Source organism: Nocardiopsis quinghaiensis, assembly GCF_008638365.1.
GTDB classification, from domain to species: domain Bacteria; phylum Actinomycetota; class Actinomycetes; order Streptosporangiales; family Streptosporangiaceae; genus Nocardiopsis; species Nocardiopsis quinghaiensis.
The window spans coordinates 239,524-256,534 of sequence record NZ_VWVU01000005.1 but is presented as its reverse complement, the minus strand read 5'-3'; the positions used below and the strand labels follow the sequence as shown (position 1 = coordinate 256,534).

Below are 17,011 nucleotides of genomic sequence, written 5' to 3'. Positions count from 1 at the left end.
CCAACCGGGCCGGGGCGCAGCCTCGTGTCCGGCCAAAATGCCGGTGCGTCCAGTGATGCGCTCACAAGGCAGGGATCGAGCAGGATCAGGCCGACTACGTGGACCCGTTGGACCAACCCCAGTGCCAGGGGACCCACCCCAGGCGGGAACCGGTAGGTCACAATGCCGGCCGAGGCGGAGGTGTTCCCCGCCAGCACCGCGATGGGCTGGTCCGGTCGCCGACGGCAGGTCCACGCCCTCTTCCGTGCTCGTTCGCCCGACCGGTCGTTCGCCGCGGCCGTGCCCTGGACCGCCTCGGACTTCCCCGCCGGTTGCGCGCGGAATCGGCGAAAGACTCAGTAGCGGTTGAGCCGTTCGCCCCATTTTCGGATGGCGGCCTTGTAGGGGTCGGGCATGTTGAGGGCCGGAACCTCGTCGTAGCCGAACACGCCCAGCTTCTTGTGTTCGTGGGAGTAGCGGATGGCCTCCGAACCCGAGTAGACGCCCCCGTAGGCGACCAGGAAGACGTGGCGGACCGGGGTGATCTCATAGACCCATGAGCTGACGATGTCCTGGGCGTCCACCGTGAGGTTGAGCTCCTCGCGCACCTCCCGCCGCACACACCCCTCGGGGGTCTCCCCCTGGTCCAGTTTTCCGCCGGGGAGCTCCCACTCCTCACGCTCGTTCATCAGGAGAGGGACCTTCCCGTCATGGTCGACGACCATCTTCACCGAGACCGGGAGCCAGTACTCGAAGTAGCCGGGGTTGCGTTCGACCATGAAGGGTGGGCGGGTTTCGTTCAACACTTCTCGTCTCCAGTTCTCACTTCACAAGGATCGCGGCGATGTCATCGGATTTCTTGAACCTCTCCGCCGTGTCCTGTCTCCACCGGGCGCGACTCGTGCTGCCTGATCCTGCGCACCACCTGGCCAAGCCCATCCGGGCCCAGGTCCTTCCACAGGTCGGCCCAGTCGGAATAGATCGCGTAGTCGTGCACGGCGCGCGAGAAACCGTCGGTGCAGGCGAGGACGGAGGCCACCCGGTCTCCGGGCAGAGTCTCGGAGTGGATCCTGAGCTTCGCCCGGGGGTGACCGGAGAAAACGGATTCCTCGTGCACTCCCTCGATCTCTCTTTTTATGGTGAGGAGGCGCGCTCTGGTCTCGTAGTAGTGGGCTATCTTTCCCTGCGAGAGAGAAATAGCATGATCAACACTACGCTCGACTTCCAGAACCTCTGATGCATCCGGAGCCTCAGATCTTTCGAAATACTCTATCATGAAGGCTGCCAACTGATGGACGACGCCGGCCACATCCGGAAGGCGCCGTGCGGCCTCTCTGGAAAGCTCGACAGACTTACGCAAGTTTGCCCTACCCCCTCGGTTTCGCGCGACAATGGCCCGAAAAGTCAGGAAATATGGTTCTCCTCCGAAGTATGTGTCATACCGGTTGACCACTTCAGCGTACTCCTCGTTCCTCTCCTCCCTTCGAAGGCGCAGAAGCCATCCGTAGAGTGCGACGAAACGGACCCTGTCGTCCAGCGACTGCTTTGACACGATCGACCGGAAGACTTCCTCAGGATCCCTCAGCCTCTCTCCGAGGCTTCTGATCTCCTGAGGAAACTCAGGACTGTCCACCGGCGGCAGTCTGTTGATGTACGCGATCACCGAGCCCATTCCATGCTTAATGATGGAACCCTTCCCTCCTTAGTATCTGAATCCCGTGTTCAACCAGCTCAGAGAAAAACCGGGGTCGACATCGGCCAGGATCCTCGCTATGGACCTGCCTCCCTCGAACCTGGTCCTTCCGTGCAGGTATCGGTGATTGTGGATGATGCACCCCGTCCCCAGGGGAAGCGGAAATCTCCTCGCCCGTCTCAAGTTCTCTATGTCGTCGAGTGCCCTGCCCGAAGCTTTCCCCAGCGCCACCGGTCGGGCTATGTCGTCGCACCTGTAACGGATTCTCACGAAGCCTCGGCCTCCCGCCTCCTCGCACACGGGAAACAGCACACGGGATCCGGCCCCAAGGAAGAAGTCGTTCTTCGCATCCCGGGTTCCGATGTCAGGAATGCTGCGGAGCAGCTCGGCTCCATCCATCAGGAGGGCCTCGCCTCCGCTTCTGGGGCTCTGGAGTACAAGCAGAGCGACGATCGAGGGAGGAGTCCTGGACGTCGCCCTGTCCGTGTGCAACCCCATGTCCTCCCTGGAAAAACCGTCCTCTCCCCGGCCCGTGGCACCCCGGGGCTCGATGAGCGTCAGACCGGGTTGTGTTTCATGGGGATGCACGTAAGGCGAGGTCCACTCCGTCAGAAAATGCCGCAGGTCGGCAAGGTGGGTGTCACGAAAGAACACCACCCCTCGTTCGCGAAGGTGTGCGGTGCGTGTTCCATGGGGATGTTCTGATCGGCCAGACCGAAGAACCTCACCTTGGGACATTCCTCCCTGGAAGGCTTGACAGCGATGGATGCTGTCGCCACCTGATCGGAGAACCTCACAGTTTCGAGTGTTCCACACCGAACCATCCCCACGCCCTGGCCTGGAGGTAAGGGACCGTTCGCTTCGAGGGGACCGGCGACCGTAAATCCGCCAGAACCCATTCGTCACATGGCCCCATCACTGACGGCACTCCAATAGGGGCCCACCTGAGCTGCGTGTTCAACCGACCCGGCTCTTCGCCTCGTGCGGAGTTCACAGACGGCCTTCGATTCCCCCGACAACCCTTTCCGCGTGGGCCTGCGCGGGCACGGGTCCTGCGAACAGGTCCGGGAAAGGTTCCTGCGAACCTTTGACGCACCCACCGAAGCCGTCCCCTCCGGCACCGGCAGCCGCACCTCCCCGTACCGCTCCCTGCCTGCGGACCGCCGCGTCCCCGTGGTGCCGGACAACGCCGCGACCGTCGCACAGGTACGGCCCGCCGACCACTGATCGGACAGACGCTGCACCTCCTGCTTTTCACGGCATCAACAGCAGGAACAATGAAGTAAGTAGACAAAAAGGTCATCCGAGACTTCAGTTACGAAGGTGGCTGGTTTCTCCCCTTCCGCACTCCGGCAGTGCGGCCGTGCTCCAATCGATACAGCTCCGCTGAATTGAAAAGCCATACCGCGCGCAACCTCCTCTGCCATCCTGGAAGCCCTCAAGGACCGCTTCCCCCAAGGATCCCTCTTTGATCAAGCGCATCACCCATGTCAAGGACTTTCGGTGCTACCGGAAGTGGAGGCAGAACCCCCGGGCCATCGACTTCCAGGGCCTGAATGTCATCTACGCACCGAACGGCACGGGAAAGAGCACCCTGGCCGCACTGCTCCACGGGGTTCCGGACGACAAGGAGTGGTCACACGGGCTGAAGGCGCTCATCCAGCCCGGTGACGACGAGGCACAGCGGGAGAAGGTCGAGGGGCCGCACTGGATCTGGGGCGACGTGTGCCTCTTCAGCGCCGACTACGTGCGCAGGAACCTCAGGTTCGACTCGGAGGACCCCGAAACCGGTGCACCGGCCCTGATGTACCTGGGCGAGCTCAGCGTCGAGCAGCGGCAGCGCCGGGAGGAGGCACAGCAACGTCTCCAGGAGACCACCCTCCACCTGGAGGAACTCCGCAAGCGGCACCGCACGGCCACTAGGAACCGCCAGAACACCGTCCGGACCGTCGGAGGGCGGGCCGTCAACGAGCTGGCCCCCTTCAACAGCCGCTTCAGGAGGGGTTTCGACGGACGCCACGTCGAGCAGGCGCTGGCCACTCCCCTGACTCCCCCGGCCGAGCTGGAGCAGGCTGGCGAACAGGACCGCGCGCTGCTCGGCGGCCACGTGTGGAAGCAGGTGCCGCCGGTCACCGGAGGCGTGGTGAGCACACGGGACCTGTGGCAGCAGGTCAACGCGGTACGGCGGCAGACGGTGATGTCCGTCGCGATCGAGGAGCTCGCGGAGGACCGGTCACACGCTGACTGGGTGGGCCTGGGCCTCAAGCTCCACACCGGCCGTGACACCTGCCTGTTCTGTGACTCCAGGATCGAGGAGACACGGCTGCGGCGCCTGGAAGGGCACTTCGACGAGAGCCACGCCCGACTCGAAGAGGAGATCGCCGGTGTCCGGCGGCGCATCGACGCCCTCCGGCAGCAGGCCTCCCAGCTCCTCGCCGAACTCCCGCGGGATGTCCAGTTCTTCGAGCACCTGCGCCGCCCCTACGAACATGCGATCAAGCAGGTGCAGACCGAGATCGACGACCTCCTGCTCGGCCTCGACCGGCTCGCCGCCAGCCTGGAGGAGAAGAGGGCGTCGATGTTCGGCGCCCTCTCCCCCGTGGAGGAGGACGCCGTGGCCGGTCTCGACCTGGATGAGCTGAACGGCATCATCGAGGCGCACAACGAGGGCACGCAGACCCACGAAGCGGACCGCGCCCGGGCGGCCGAACGGCAGTTCCAGCGCATGCTGCACGAGATCCGGGACACCTGGCAGGGCTTCCGCGAAGAACAGGACTCCCTGGACGAGGAGATCGACGGCTGCCAGGCCGTGCTGCGGGAGTGCCGGGAGACCCTCATGGAGACCCCCGAGGAGGGGCCCGACCCTCACCACTTCCTGCCCATGCTCAACACCGACATCGCCAGCCTCCTCCGGCGAAGGGAACTCACCTTCGACCACGTGGACGGGCACTACCGGGTCCTGCGTGACGGCGAACCCGCGCGGAATCTGAGCGAGGGGGAGAAGACGGCGATCGCCCTGCTCTACTTCCTCCAGAGCCTCAACGAGAAGAACCGCGACCTGAGCCGCACCATCGTCGTGGTCGACGATCCGGTCTCCAGCCTGGACGACCACCTCATGGAGGGCGTCTACGCCACCCTGGTCACACGGCTGGACCCCGGGAGCATGTGTCGCCAGCTCTTCGTGCTCACCCACAGCACGGCCTTCCTGCGCTACTGGAAGGACGACCTCACCCGCGGCAAGCGGGAGAAGCGGGCCGAGAAGGCCACGCTCCACTTCATGAAGTCGGTCGTACGCGCGGATCCCGGCGACACGGGCCGCACCACCCGCGACCCCGTACTCGTGCCGATCGACCTGGCAGGGCCGGGTGTCGACGCCCTCAGCTCCGAGTACACGCTGGTCTTCCACCGGGCCGCGTGGGACCTGTTGGAATCGCTGGAGTCAGCGTCGGTGAGCGCCGACGTCCGCCTGGCCAGTTGCACCCCCAACGACGCGCGCAAACTCCTGGAGCACTTCCTGCAGTTCAAGTTCCCCAAGCAGGGGGAGAACCTGACCGCGGCGATCGAACAGGCACTGGTGGACGACCCCGTCCGCCTGCAGCGCCTGAAGAAGTACGTGCACGGCAACTCGCACCGCAGTCCCCGGGGAAGTGCCTGGCAGATCCTGGACCCGGACACGCGGGACGCGATCTCCGACGTGTTCGCCCTCATCCACCAGACGGACCCGGACCACCTCGAAGGTATGTGTGACAGGTTGGGGCTCACCGACCACCTGCCGCAGTTGATCAGGCGGTAGGCACGGGCGTGCGTCCCGGCAGGCGGTGGCGGCGCTGTCCTTCCCGTGCGGGAAGGGCTGCGCTGCACGTACCCGCCCCACCAGGGCGGGGAGGGTCCGCCGGTCGCCCCGGTCGGCGACGCCTCCGGGTGCTCGTGGACTTGACGGGAAGGCCCCGGTGGGAGTGATCGCGAACGGAGCGCACTCACAGAGGCAAGGAGGTTTCCCCGGACGCCGTTCTTGGGACAGCGCTCCTCGACATGGTCGAGGTCGGCTTGCACCAGGAAACAAGGTCGGGGTCCGCGTCTTGCTTCAGCGGAATCCGACCGGTGTGCACTTCGAGGCGCGGCGACGACCCACCAGACGGTCGCCTCCGGAGCCCAGCGGTGAAGTCCCCTCCCTGGCACGAGCCGGTGAGCGATGTACTGCCCGCCTGTGACGGCAGAGGAAGTCCGCTCCCGCTCTGGCGGGGTTGTCCCCCTACTCTCACCGGCCACCTTCGCGTCCACTGAGCACAGTCGGTCACTTCGCCCGTCGTCTTCTCCCTCTCGGCTTGCCCGGCGCAACCCCAAGCCTCTCAGCGATCTCCGTCAGCGCCTTCTTCTCAAGTTGACGGATACGCTCACGGGTCACTCCGAACCTTTCTCCGATGGCGCCCAGGGTCTGAGGATCATCTCCTGTGAGGCCCATACGCAGTTCGACGATCTGCTTCTCGCGTTCCTTCAGAGGCGTCAGCAGCGCGCGGACCTCCTCACGCTGCGCCTGTTCCACGACGGCCTCCTCCGTAGAGGGGATCGCGTCACGGGGGTCATTGGCGATGAGCTCCATGAGGGGGGTGTCGCCGCGGATCTGCCGGTCCAGGGAGTCCACGCGCCAACTCGCCTTGCGCATGGCGATGACGCTGTCGACTGTGAGGCCGCTCTCCAACGCGACGTTGACCGCTGTGGGGAAACGGCCCCGATCCTGGAGCCGATGCTCGGCTCGTGTCAGTTTGGCCAGGTTCTCGTGGACATGGACGGGGAACCGGATGGGACCCGCGTCATCTTTCGTGTACCGGTCGATCGACTGCCGGATCCACCATATCGCGTACGTGGAGAACTTGGTCCCCTGCCGACCGTCGAACTTCACCACGGCACGCATCAGACCCAGCATGCCGTACTGGGCCACGTCCTCCTCGTCGAAACCCTCCACCCTGAACGCCTGAGCCGTCTTGTAGACCAGACGGACGTTGTGGACCGCGAACGTCTCGTACGCCCTGCGGCGTTCGTCCGAGGGGGGCAAAGCGGCGATCTCCTGTTCCGTCGGGGCGACATCCGGTGTCTCCACACCCCGCAACAGGTAGAACAGCCCCACCTCCTCCTCAGCCGTGAGAAGTGCCCTGTCCGGCCTCCCCGTCCAACGGTCCCGATCCATGCGGCTCCGGGCAGCGGCCACCGCCGCCTCCACCGCGTGATCCACCGAGCGGTTCGTCCCCGGGCGCCTCCGTGGCGGTTCGGTGCGCTCGGGTGACACCCGTTCCACGTGTGCTACCCGCGGCTCAGGCACAGAAGGTCCCCCTGTGGGCGCGGGCCCCTCCCACCGATCAACGATGGTCACGCCTCGCCGCCGCAGGGCCCGGGCCAGTTCCGCGACGCCGTCCAGACCACACATCCTGGCCACTCCGGAAACGGCCTGGGAAGGAATTATTCCCGCTCTCACGTAACGTTCGGCCAACGACACCACGGAGTCCATGTCTCCAGCGGTGGAACTTCGTTTCCTCTCAGATACCGGAACGTCACCTTGGGCGACGATCCGAATTCCCCTTTCCTCGAGAAGCGAAGCCACACGCCTCCTGAATCCAGGTGGAACACCAGCTTTATCGCACTCGCGTTCGAAGACTCGACGCTCGAGGACCCCATTCTTCATACTTCCCAGCAGTCCCGACGCCAGCCCCTCGATCCGACCGCCGGAGAAGCCCCCGCCTGGGACTTTCCTGCCACCTTTTTCCTTCATATACCAAGAATGACACCAGACACTGACATAATGTAGGCCTTCGCGAACACCAGAGGAACAACTGCGCACAGCAAGCCAAGGTGACAGAGAATGACATTGTCCAAAGACCCGGACAGATCACCTGACCGTCGGCGGATCCGGGCAGAGCTCACCCGGGATCTACGCCTCCATCTCGTCGGCCCCTTGCAAGGCCCCAGAGAAGTCCTGACCGATCCTCCCGATCGGCACTACCTGATGGGCACGCTGTACCCGCAGGAGATGAACCTGCGTTCGCACGTCACCGAGGCCCTGACCGAGGACCCCTACTCCGAGGAGAGTGCCCCCGGCGAGGAGTCGGCCTCCGCCGAGGACCCGGTCGACGACGCCAACAGGTGGCTGCCTTCCGCTCTCGGCCTGTCCCTGTTCACAGACGCAACGACTCTGCGCATCACCTGCCGGGCCGCCCACTACACGACCAACCGCTCCGAGAAAGGGCGGTACTGGACACGGAACCCCCTGAACGAGGTGACGGTCGAACTGGAACAGGACCAGAACGAACGCTCCCTGTGGGACGGGCGCGCCATCGTCCACGTGCGCTGGCGGCCCTATGCCGGGGCACGGCTCGTCACCGTCTCCCTGGTCAACGCCAGTGTCCGCGATCCGTCCTCCGAAAACAAAGGGCAGTCCGTTCGTACGGACTGGGACCACATGCTCTTCCAGTCGGAGCTGACCGTCGAACCGCTGGGCGGAACCCTTCTCGAGTACCCCGGTGTGCGCTTGAACAGCAGCGACCCCGAAGAGGAGGAGTTGCGGCTGCAATACCGTCACGTGCGCACCCACAGCGTGGGGCACGGATGCGCGGTCCAGGAGGAATGGGAAGAGCGGGAGCCAGGCGAGGGGCCTCCCGTCCGGATCCGCACCGAGGTGATGCCGACGGAGGAGGTGCCCAAGGTCAAACACAGTGGTGGAAACGGCTCGCGCGCGTTGCGGTTGCTGTGGCTGGCCTCAGCGGGAACGGAACCGGACGCGGTGGAAGAGGAGCTCCTCGGCTTCGTCGGCCACTACAGGGAATGGTACGAGGACCAGGTGCACCAGGCCGGACACCTGCCGGAGTGGGCCAAGGGGGCAGCCGAACGTGTCCTCTCCCGGATACGCTGTGCCGTGGAGCGTATGGAAACGGGGTCCCGAGACCTGTGCGCCGACCTTCAAGCCCTGGCAGCCTTCCGTCTGGCCAACCAGGCCATGGCCCTGCAGATGCGGCACAGCGAGTCGGACCTGGCCGGAGAGCAGCGGCACCGGACGGACCCCCTACCCCCTTCAGCCTCCCCCGCGGAGGACTATGCCTGGCGCCCCTTCCAGCTCGGATTCTTCCTGCTCACGGTGGCCGGACTGATCGACACGGACCATCCTGACCGGGAGACCGCGGACGTGATCTGGTTCCCGACCGGAGGGGGCAAGACCGAGGCCTACCTGCTCCTCTCCTGCTTCGAGATACTGCTGCGACGACTACGGCACGGGGCCCGGGGCGGCGGTACGACTGTTCTGAGCCGGTACACACTCAGCCTGCTGACCACCCAGCAGTTCCAACGTGCCGCGACGAGCGTGTGCGCTCTGGAGTTTCTCCGAACCCATCCCGAGAAACGGGTCGTGTCCGGTCTCGACCTGGGTGGGGAACCGTTCTCCATCGGTCTGTGGACGGGGATGGCGACCACCCCCAACAGCTATTCGGACGCGGACGAAAAAGCACAGGACCTTCGGCACGAGGCCCGTCCTGACGACGTCTTCGTCCTGGACCGCTGCCCGTGGTGTGGAACCCGAATCGTCCCGGAACGCAAGTCCTCCGATCCCGGAGACTACGGACTGCGCACATCCCCCGGCTCCTTCGCCTTCTTCTGCCCCAGGGAGAGCTGTCACTTTCACGGCGAGCTACCCGTCCGCGTGCTCGACGACCACCTGTACGACCATCCCCCGACCCTGCTCCTGGGCACGGTGGACAAGTTCGCCCGGCTGGCGTGGGAGCCGCGCGCCGGGAGACTGTTCGGCTTCCAGCGCCCAGAAGGCCGGGAACGACTGCGTCCGTCCCTGATCCTGCAGGACGAACTCCATCTGCTGACCGGACCGCTGGGAACCACGGTGGGCGCCTACGAGTCCGCCGTGGTCCAGCTGTGCGGATGGGACGGGACGACTCCCAAAATCGTGGCGTCCACCGCGACGATCCGCCGTTCCGAGGACCAGATCCGCCGGATGTACGGACGCGACGTACAACTGTTCCCCCCTACGGGGTTGGACGCCCGATACTCCCACTTCGCCGAACCCGACCCCGGCGCCCCCGGCCGTCTGTACGTGGGAGTGATGGCCCAGGGCCACACGGCCGGCCGTGCGACGGTCGCCACCGCGGCCACGATGCTGCACACCGCCGGCGGACTTCCCGAGGAGCACAGGGACAGTTACTGGACTCTGGTGGCCTACCACCACAGCCTGCGTGAACTGGGGCGTACCCTGAGCGCCGCCCGAGACGACATCCCCGCCCAGTTGAAGGGCATGTCCGGCAACGGTGGAGCCCACCGCGACCTGCCGGAGTCGGCGATGCAGGAGCTGACCAGTAACCTGGACCGCAGGGACCAGCCCGGAGTGCTCGCACGGCTGGAGAGCAGGTGGCCCTCGTCCTCGGCCGTGTCCTTCCTGGCCTGCACCAACATGCTCTCCGTCGGCGTGGACGTGAGCAGGTTGGCGTTGATGCTCATGCTCGGGCAGCCCAAGGCCGCGGCGGAGTATATCCAGGCCACCAGCCGTGTGGGGCGTTCCGACGTACCCGGACTCGTGGTGGCCTTCTTCAACGCGACCAAACCACGGGACCGCTCCCACTACGAGAGTTTCGGTGTCTTTCACCGGTCCCTGTACCGGCACGTGGAGCCCTCGAGCGTGACTCCCTGGTCGATTCCCTCACGCGCCCGCTCTCTACACGCGGCACTCGCCATCCTGGTACGGCACGGCCACGGTGCCACCGCACCCGACCAGGCCTCCGTAATCCTGGACCGGCCCGAGATCGTCGAGGACGCAGCTCGCAGGATTCTCTCCTGGGTCGAGAAGTCCGACCCACAGGCGCTCTCGGAGACGGAGAGGAATCTACGGGACCTCGTCTCGGACTGGAGGGACGCAGCCGCCACGGCGCAGTCGGACGGAAGCCCCCTGTACTGGAGCGGCAGTGGCCGCAACCGCCACCATCTCCTGACCGGTTTCGGCAACGGGAAAGGGCTCTGGCAGACGTTGCACTCGGCCCGTTCCGTCGACCTCGAATGCCAGATCTCCGTGAAGGGGGCCTCGTCGTGAACCGCAAACTCCGGGTGCGGCAGGCACAGACCATCGTGCCCTTCGGGGTCGGGTCGATCCTGGAGACACAGGGGGAGGCCTTCGTCGCGGCGGACGTCACCCAGTGGCCACAGGCAAGTTGTTCTCCGGTGGAGTCACCTCGGCTGGCCAGACGTCTCGGGGTGGGACGCTTCCTCGCCCCGCCCACGGCCAAGAACGACTTCTTCGACAACGACAGGAGCGCGGGTGTACCGTACGTGCGCTTCCCCGCCTGGCTGTTCTGTGGTGCCTGCCGCCGTATGGTGCGCTGGGGAGTGTTCCAGGAGGAGCCGGACAAGGCACCCCGGTGCCAGGCCTGTCCCAGGGGTCCTGTTCTGGCCCCCATGCGTTTTGTCCGCATCTGTTCGCGCGGGCACATGGACGATGTGGACTGGTACTGGTGGGCACACAGCGGCCCGAGCACGTCCGAGGAACCGTGCCGGCGCGGGAAGGGGCAACTGTCGTTCCTCGTCGACGAGGCGTCCACCGGTTTGGAGGCTCTGAGTGTTCGTTGCCGCGGCTGCGGTGCGAACCGAAACCTGCTGAACCTGTTGCACTCCAGAAGCACCCCCTGCTCCGGTCGACACCCGTGGCAGCGCCATACGCGGGAAAACACATGCCAGGAACGGGCCTGGGTGGTCCCCCGGAACGCCGGAAACCTTTACTATCCGGTCACCTTCTCGGCTCTGGACATCCCCGCGGTGGAGGACCCAACCCCACCGGTTGCCCTTGAGGTCATGGACCGCATCCACGCACAGAACCACCTCTGGCAAGCGGTACTCACCTCGGACGGAAGCACACGTGACACCCTCATCGACACCCTGTGCCAGGTCAGCGATGTGAACCGTGAGGACGCCCTCGCTCTGATGGCGCACGAGACCGGACAGACGGATTCCGCACCCAACGATCCCAAAGAGAGCCCCTCCCCCGCGGTGGAACTGAGCTGGGACGAGTGGCACGCACTCAACGGCCGCACACGGATCAACGAGAAACACCTCGTCACACGCCCTCTGTCCTGGATGGCCGAGACCCGAAGAACCGACACACAGGAGCACCTCAGTTCACGGTTCACGGTCACTGTGGTCGACCGCCTCCGTGAGGTCCGCACGCTTCTGGGTTTTTCCCGGGTGAGTCCGTCGTCCCAGTCCATGGTGTCGGCTGCGGGCGGCCCTCGACCTTCGTGGCTCCCAGCGGTGGAGGTGTTCGGAGAGGGGATCTTTCTCTCCTTCGACGAGGAACGGCTGTCCGCGTGGGAGAACGACCCTGGTGTGCGCGCACGTGTGCAGGACCTCTCCCAGGACCTCGACAGGGCCTTCCAACAGGACCGCCTGCGCGGGATGACCGGCGAGCGGCTGCTACCGCGAATGCCCATGCTCCACACCTTCGCCCACCTGCTCATCCGCCAACTGGCTTTCGAGAGCGGCTACGGCATCGCCTCCCTGCGTGAGCGGATCTACGCCCGGCCTGGGGACCGTGGACACCAGGCGGGTGTGCTCGTGTACACCTCCGCTGGAGACACTGAGGGAACCCTGGGCGGGTTGGCCGCACAGGGATCTCTCATCCCACTTACGGAAACGGTGCTGCGCCTGTTGGAGACAGGTTCCTGGTGCTCCACCGACCCGTTGTGCTCCGAGCACGGTGCACGCGGGTTCGGAAACCTGAACCGGGCTGCCTGCCACGCCTGTGTTCTGCTCCCCGAGACCAGTTGCGAAACTGGCAACACCCTCCTGGACAGGGTGCTCCTCGTGGGAGGAGCGGGCGTGCGTGGTTTCTTCCAGCCCGTGGTCGAGTCGGCCCTGGACCGTGCCGCCCGGGTCGCGCTGCGAGAGGAGTGAACATGGGTACGCAGACCCCTCCGGTCACCACTTACCTGGAGCTATCCCCGCATCAGCACGAGGTGCTCAAACTTTTGGATTTCGAGGGCAACCACCTCGTCCACGGACCTGCGGGAAGTGGCAAGAGCGTCGTGGCCGTCTACCGAGCGGCCATGCTCTCCCTCACGGGAGTCCCCGTGACCTTGTTGAGTCGGTCCAACGTACTGCGCCAGCAGGCGGCCAGGCTCGTAGAGTCAGTCGCACCACAGGTGAATGTGGCGACCTTCGACTCCTGGCTGCGCCAGTGGTTCAGATCCGTTACTGGCAGTGACCTTCCTGCACCGGAGGACGCCTCCTCCCCATGGGAGATCGACTGGAGCAGTGCCCTGGTATCGCTTGCCGGACAGGACGAGGTCCCTTCTCCAGGAGCGCTGGTGATCGATGAGGGCCAGGACCTCCCGCCCACCTTCTACGTGCTGTGCGCGCTTATGAAGGCACAGGTCACCGTTCTCGCGGACGAGAACCAGACCATCACCGACACCAACAGCACCTTGGACGAGATCCAACAGGCGTTGCAGGCCAACGTGCTCGCGTTGACCGGAAACCACCGCAACACCCGACAGGTGGCCGCACTGGCCGCGTACTTCCATCCCGGTACGGACACACCCACCGGATCCCTCAGTGACGGGCCTTCTCCAACCCTGACCCACTACAGCTCCTGGAACGATCTGGCCACACGGGTGAGGGGATATCTGCGGTCCCGCCCGGAGGAGACCGTAGGCATGATCGTTGCCCGCTCATTCATCCAACGGAAGCTCATGACGGCCTTCGCCCGGATCGGAATGCCCTTCCAGGTGTACGTGGGGGCAGGGCACCCCCGTTACCGAACCCTGGATCCCTTCAGGACCGGACTGTCTCTGCTGACCAGGACCAGCGCCAAGGGTTTGGAGTTCGACTCGGTGTTCGTTCCGGACACGCACATGGACAATCTCCATTCGACTGATCCCACGCTGCGCTCGATGTACTACATGCTCACCACCCGTGCGCGCGCATCCCTCCATCTTGGATACCTGGGGGACCAGGAACCGGGTCACCTCCGTCCGGTTCCGGAAGGCTGCCTACGGCGCAGGTTGTGAGAAGCTCCGCTGGCAGGGCACCTGTTCGGTTTGGGGACACGGATATCTGTTTCGTGCTGGGTGTGATGGAAGCTCCGGTGCGTCCCGCCATACCGTGATGGCGAACGCGCCGCTGCATGTAGTACATCGCCGCTGTGACAACCCGATGTTCAGCGCGTCCAATCGTGTCGCCTACCAGTGGGATAGTGCACGACGCTCCTGAGCAGCCCGAATGCGGCCTGTGCCAGAGCCTGTGGATCTATGTCCCCAACCGTGACGGGCACAGTGAGGAGAGCTGGCCCCCTGACGAGGGGCAACGCTCAAGCGTGTGCTGAAGCAAATACAGGGCATCGGCCAGGACATGAACCGTGTGTTCGTGATCTCCCCGTTCCACACGGTCGCCAGAGTTCCGGCGCTTCGGCGACAAGTCCGGCCTGGTCTCCGCGCTGTTGGACCAGCGCGAACGCGAACTCCAGGAGGCCGTCGTCTTCGGCGCCCCTCCGCTGGGCCCCGGAGCGCCCGCGCGCGAGCGGGCGCGGGCCTTCTTCGACGCCTACCTGACGTACCTGGCCGATCACCTGGACCTGGTCGGGCTGTCGGAGACGGCCTCGCCGGGAGCCCGCTTCCGCGTCGGTGCGTACGTGTTCTGGCACCGGCACCTGGCTGTCTCGTGCCGGGTGTGATGGAGGCTCTCAACCCTGGGAAGGATGAGGGACATGCCAGCACCGAGGAAGTACCCGCCTGAACTGCGCGAACGAGCGATCCGGATGGCCGTGGAAGCCCGGCAGCACGCAGCCACCCGAGCCGGAGCGATCGCCCGCGTCAGCGACCAATTGGGCATCAACCGCGAAACGCTGCGCAACTGGGTGAGCCAGGCCGAGGTCGACGCCGGCCACCGGCCCGGTACCACCACCGACCAGGCCCAGCGCCTGGCCGAACTCGAACGCGAGAACCGCGAACTGAAGCGGGCCAACGCGATTCTGAAGTCGGCCTCGGCTTTCTTTGCGGCGGAGCTCGACCGCCCACACACCAGGTAGTCGCCTATATCGACGTCCATCGGCAGGAGTTCGGGGTCGAGCCGATCTGCGAAGTGCTGCAGATCGCCCCGTCCACCTACTACGCGGCCAAATCGCGGGCTCCGTCGCTGCGCTCGCGCACCGATGAGGCCACCACGGCCAAGATCCGCACGGTGCACGCCGACAACTACGGCGTCTACGGGGTGCGCAAGGTCCACGCCGAGTTGAATCGGCAGGGCCACCGTGTGGCCCGCTGCACCGTCCACCGGCTGATGAAACGCGCGGGGCTGCGCGGCATCACCCGCGGCAAGGGCCCGCGCACCACCGTGCCGGGTGCGGCTCCGGATACCCGCCCGGACCTGGTGGAACGCTCCTTCGCGGCGGATGCGCCCAACCGGTTGTGGGTCGCCGACATCACCTACATCCGCACCTTCGCCGGGTGGGTCTACGCGGCGTTCGTGATCGATGTGTTCTCCCGCCGCGTAGTGGGCTGGCAGGTGTCGAAGTCGCTGCGCACCGATCTGGCGCTGGACGCGCTGGAGATGGCGGTGTGGAACCGCCAGCACGTGGGCCGGCGCATCGACGGCCTGGTCCACCACTCCGACCGCGGCGTGCAATACCTCGCGGTGCGCTACACCCAGCGCCTGTTTGAGGCGGGGGCGGTGGCCTCGGTCGGGTCCACCGGCGATTCCTACGACTGTCAGTCTTCTTACACCGGATCCCGCAAGGATCGGGTAGTCCCGGCCGCGGCGGTCTGACTCTTGCTTACGACCGACCCTGCGGGTGTCCTCGCGTTGATCTGTCGACCGTCCGGCCGGGCACGCAGCAAGCGCTGTCGCCGGGCGGGCGTGACCTCATAGGAGCCTGGAGCCGACTCGTCAAAGCGTCCCCGTGACAGTCCTGTCCGTCCCACCGGCGACAGCGTGTCCTTCACACGACCGGGCGGAGCGAACACGGTGAACAGCAACGAGCAGACCAGGTCCGGGCACGTCGTGGTCGGAGTCGACACCCACAAACACGTGCACGTCGCCGCGGTCATGGACACGATCGGCGGGATCCTGGCCACGCTGACCATCCCCACCGACACCGGCGGATTCCAACAGCTCTCTGACTGGGCGTCCTCATTCGGGCAGGTTCTGGCGTTCGGGATCGAGGGCACCGGCTCCTACGGCGCCACCCTGGCCTCTTTTTTGCGCCGCCGCGGCCACAAAGTCGTCGAAGCCGGCCGTCCGGACCGGCGGCTACGCAGGATGAACGGCAAGTCCGACACCCTGGACGCCGAGAACGCGGCCCGCGCAGTCCTGGCCGGATTCGCCACCGCCACCCCCAAGAGCGCCGACGGCGAGGCCGAGATGATCCGTCGGCTCAAGATCGCCCACGACCAGGCCGTCGAGCAGCGCACCTCCGCGATGATCACCATGAAGGCCATGCTCGTGCACGCCCCCGACGTCCTGCGGGCTGAGACCGCAGGCAAGACCCAGAGGGCTCTGGCCCGTCACCTGGCCGGTCTGCGCACGCGAAACCTGCACGACCCCGAGGACGCCCTGCGTTACGCCCTGCGCACGCTCGCCCGGCGGTGGCAGTACCTGAACAATGAGGCCAAGGAGCTCACGGAGATGATCGGCGCTCTTGTGCGCCGTGCCGCTCCGCAGCTGGTCGAGTCGTTCGGCATCGGTACGGACACCGCTGCCGAGATCCTCGTGGTGGTCGGTGACAATCCTGAGCGCATCAAGTCCGAAGCCGCCCTCGCCAAACTCGCCGGGATCGCTCCGGTGCCCACCGGCTCCGGCATGAGGAGCGGGCGTCACCGCATCAACCATGGCGGGCACCGTCGGCTCAACGCCGCGATCTACCGCACCGTCATCGTCCGAATGCGGTTCCACCAGCCCACGATCGACTACGTCGTCCGCCGCACCACCGAGGGCAAGACCAAACGCGAGATCATCCGGTGCCTCAAGCGGTATGTCATCCGCGAGGTCTGGCATCTACTCCGCCCAGCACCCCGAGCAGCTCTTACCGGGAGTTGACAACTATAGGAGCGTCAACGCCCTGGCCGAGGCGTTCCACTCGTTGTTCAAGGCCGAGCTGGTCCGCAACCGCGGGCCTTGGAGGAACCTGGACCACCTCGAGATCGCGGTGGCCGAGTACGTGGACTGGTTCAACCACCGCCGGTCGCACGGCGAGATCGGCCTGGTCCCGCCAGCGGAGTTCGAGGAGAACTTCTATGGGCAGCGGGCCGGGTCAACAGAAGGCGAAGCGTTGGTTCCGAGCCTCCAATAAAGCCGGTACGAGACAGTGCGGCC

Annotated in this window: 13 protein-coding genes and 1 other annotated feature; of the genes, 9 read left to right on the top strand and 4 right to left on the bottom strand. The window is 65.7% G+C overall.

Translation table 11 applies throughout. The features are described from left to right. Nucleotides 1-335: 335 nt before the first annotated feature. The 3 genes from FYX01_RS13525 to FYX01_RS13515 are packed head-to-tail and all read right to left on the bottom strand — an operon-like array spanning nucleotide 336 to nucleotide 2,410. Nucleotides 336-785 carry an NUDIX hydrolase gene (locus tag FYX01_RS13525; protein WP_223830444.1) on the bottom strand — a complete coding sequence of 150 codons (450 nt, stop codon included), beginning with the start codon at nucleotides 783-785 and terminating at the stop codon, nucleotides 336-338. A 41-nt stretch (nucleotides 786-826) separates the two neighbouring features. Beyond that, entirely contained in the window at nucleotides 827-1,642 is an 816-nt protein-coding gene (locus tag FYX01_RS13520) for a hypothetical protein (protein ID WP_150241162.1), read from the bottom strand. Between the two features lie 39 nt (nucleotides 1,643-1,681). Continuing rightward, nucleotides 1,682-2,410, bottom strand: coding sequence for a TauD/TfdA family dioxygenase (locus tag FYX01_RS13515; RefSeq protein WP_150241160.1), 729 nt, complete (start codon nucleotides 2,408-2,410; stop codon nucleotides 1,682-1,684). Between the two features lie 730 nt (nucleotides 2,411-3,140). Between FYX01_RS13515 and FYX01_RS13505 the strand changes: the two genes are divergently transcribed. Beyond that, the gene (locus FYX01_RS13505) at nucleotides 3,141-5,465 is read left to right on the top strand and encodes an AAA family ATPase (protein WP_150241155.1); all 2,325 of its coding nucleotides are present in this window, start codon (nucleotides 3,141-3,143) and stop codon (nucleotides 5,463-5,465) included. A gap of 501 nt (nucleotides 5,466-5,966) precedes the next feature. Here FYX01_RS13505 and FYX01_RS26170 read toward each other — a convergent pair. Further along, complete coding sequence (locus FYX01_RS26170) at nucleotides 5,967-6,797, bottom strand: sigma-70 family RNA polymerase sigma factor (protein ID WP_223830443.1); 831 nt, start codon at nucleotides 6,795-6,797, stop codon at nucleotides 5,967-5,969. 822 nt (nucleotides 6,798-7,619) lie between these two features. Between FYX01_RS26170 and FYX01_RS13495 the strand changes: the two genes are divergently transcribed. The 8 genes from FYX01_RS13495 to FYX01_RS13460 all read left to right on the top strand — a co-directional run bounded on the left by FYX01_RS13495 (nucleotide 7,620) and on the right by FYX01_RS13460 (nucleotide 16,988). Beyond that, on the top strand, nucleotides 7,620-10,745 hold the full coding sequence (locus FYX01_RS13495) for a helicase-related protein (protein ID WP_223830442.1): 3,126 nt from the start codon (nucleotides 7,620-7,622) through the stop codon (nucleotides 10,743-10,745). Beyond that, nucleotides 10,712-12,598, top strand: coding sequence for a DUF1998 domain-containing protein (gene drmB, locus FYX01_RS13490; protein WP_223830441.1), 1,887 nt, complete (start codon nucleotides 10,712-10,714; stop codon nucleotides 12,596-12,598). The genes FYX01_RS13495 and drmB overlap by 34 nt, the downstream gene beginning before the upstream one ends. Nucleotides 12,599-12,600: 2 nt before the next feature. Continuing rightward, entirely contained in the window at nucleotides 12,601-13,713 is a 1,113-nt protein-coding gene (locus FYX01_RS13485; protein WP_150241147.1) for a DEAD/DEAH box helicase, read from the top strand. Nucleotides 13,714-14,141: 428 nt separating this feature from the next. Beyond that, on the top strand, nucleotides 14,142-14,375 hold the full coding sequence (locus FYX01_RS13480) for a hypothetical protein (protein WP_223830440.1): 234 nt from the start codon (nucleotides 14,142-14,144) through the stop codon (nucleotides 14,373-14,375). Between the two features lie 24 nt (nucleotides 14,376-14,399). Next, the gene (locus FYX01_RS13475) at nucleotides 14,400-14,729 is read left to right on the top strand and encodes a transposase (protein ID WP_150241145.1); all 330 of its coding nucleotides are present in this window, start codon (nucleotides 14,400-14,402) and stop codon (nucleotides 14,727-14,729) included. Then, nucleotides 14,687-14,800 (top strand) — a sequence feature (AL1L pseudoknot). Its footprint overlaps the gene before it by 43 nt. Beyond that, the gene (locus FYX01_RS13470) at nucleotides 14,738-15,466 is read left to right on the top strand and encodes an IS3 family transposase (RefSeq protein ID WP_223830455.1); all 729 of its coding nucleotides are present in this window, start codon (nucleotides 14,738-14,740) and stop codon (nucleotides 15,464-15,466) included. (Overlaps the previous feature by 63 nt.) Before the next feature lie 198 nt (nucleotides 15,467-15,664). After that, nucleotides 15,665-16,735, top strand: coding sequence for an IS110 family RNA-guided transposase (locus FYX01_RS13465; protein WP_223830439.1), 1,071 nt, complete (start codon nucleotides 15,665-15,667; stop codon nucleotides 16,733-16,735). Further along, nucleotides 16,671-16,988 (top strand): IS3 family transposase, encoded by a 318-nt coding sequence (locus FYX01_RS13460; protein WP_150241141.1) that lies wholly within the window; start codon nucleotides 16,671-16,673, stop codon nucleotides 16,986-16,988. Before FYX01_RS13465 ends, FYX01_RS13460 begins: the two co-directional genes overlap by 65 nt. Nucleotides 16,989-17,011 lie beyond the last annotated feature (23 nt).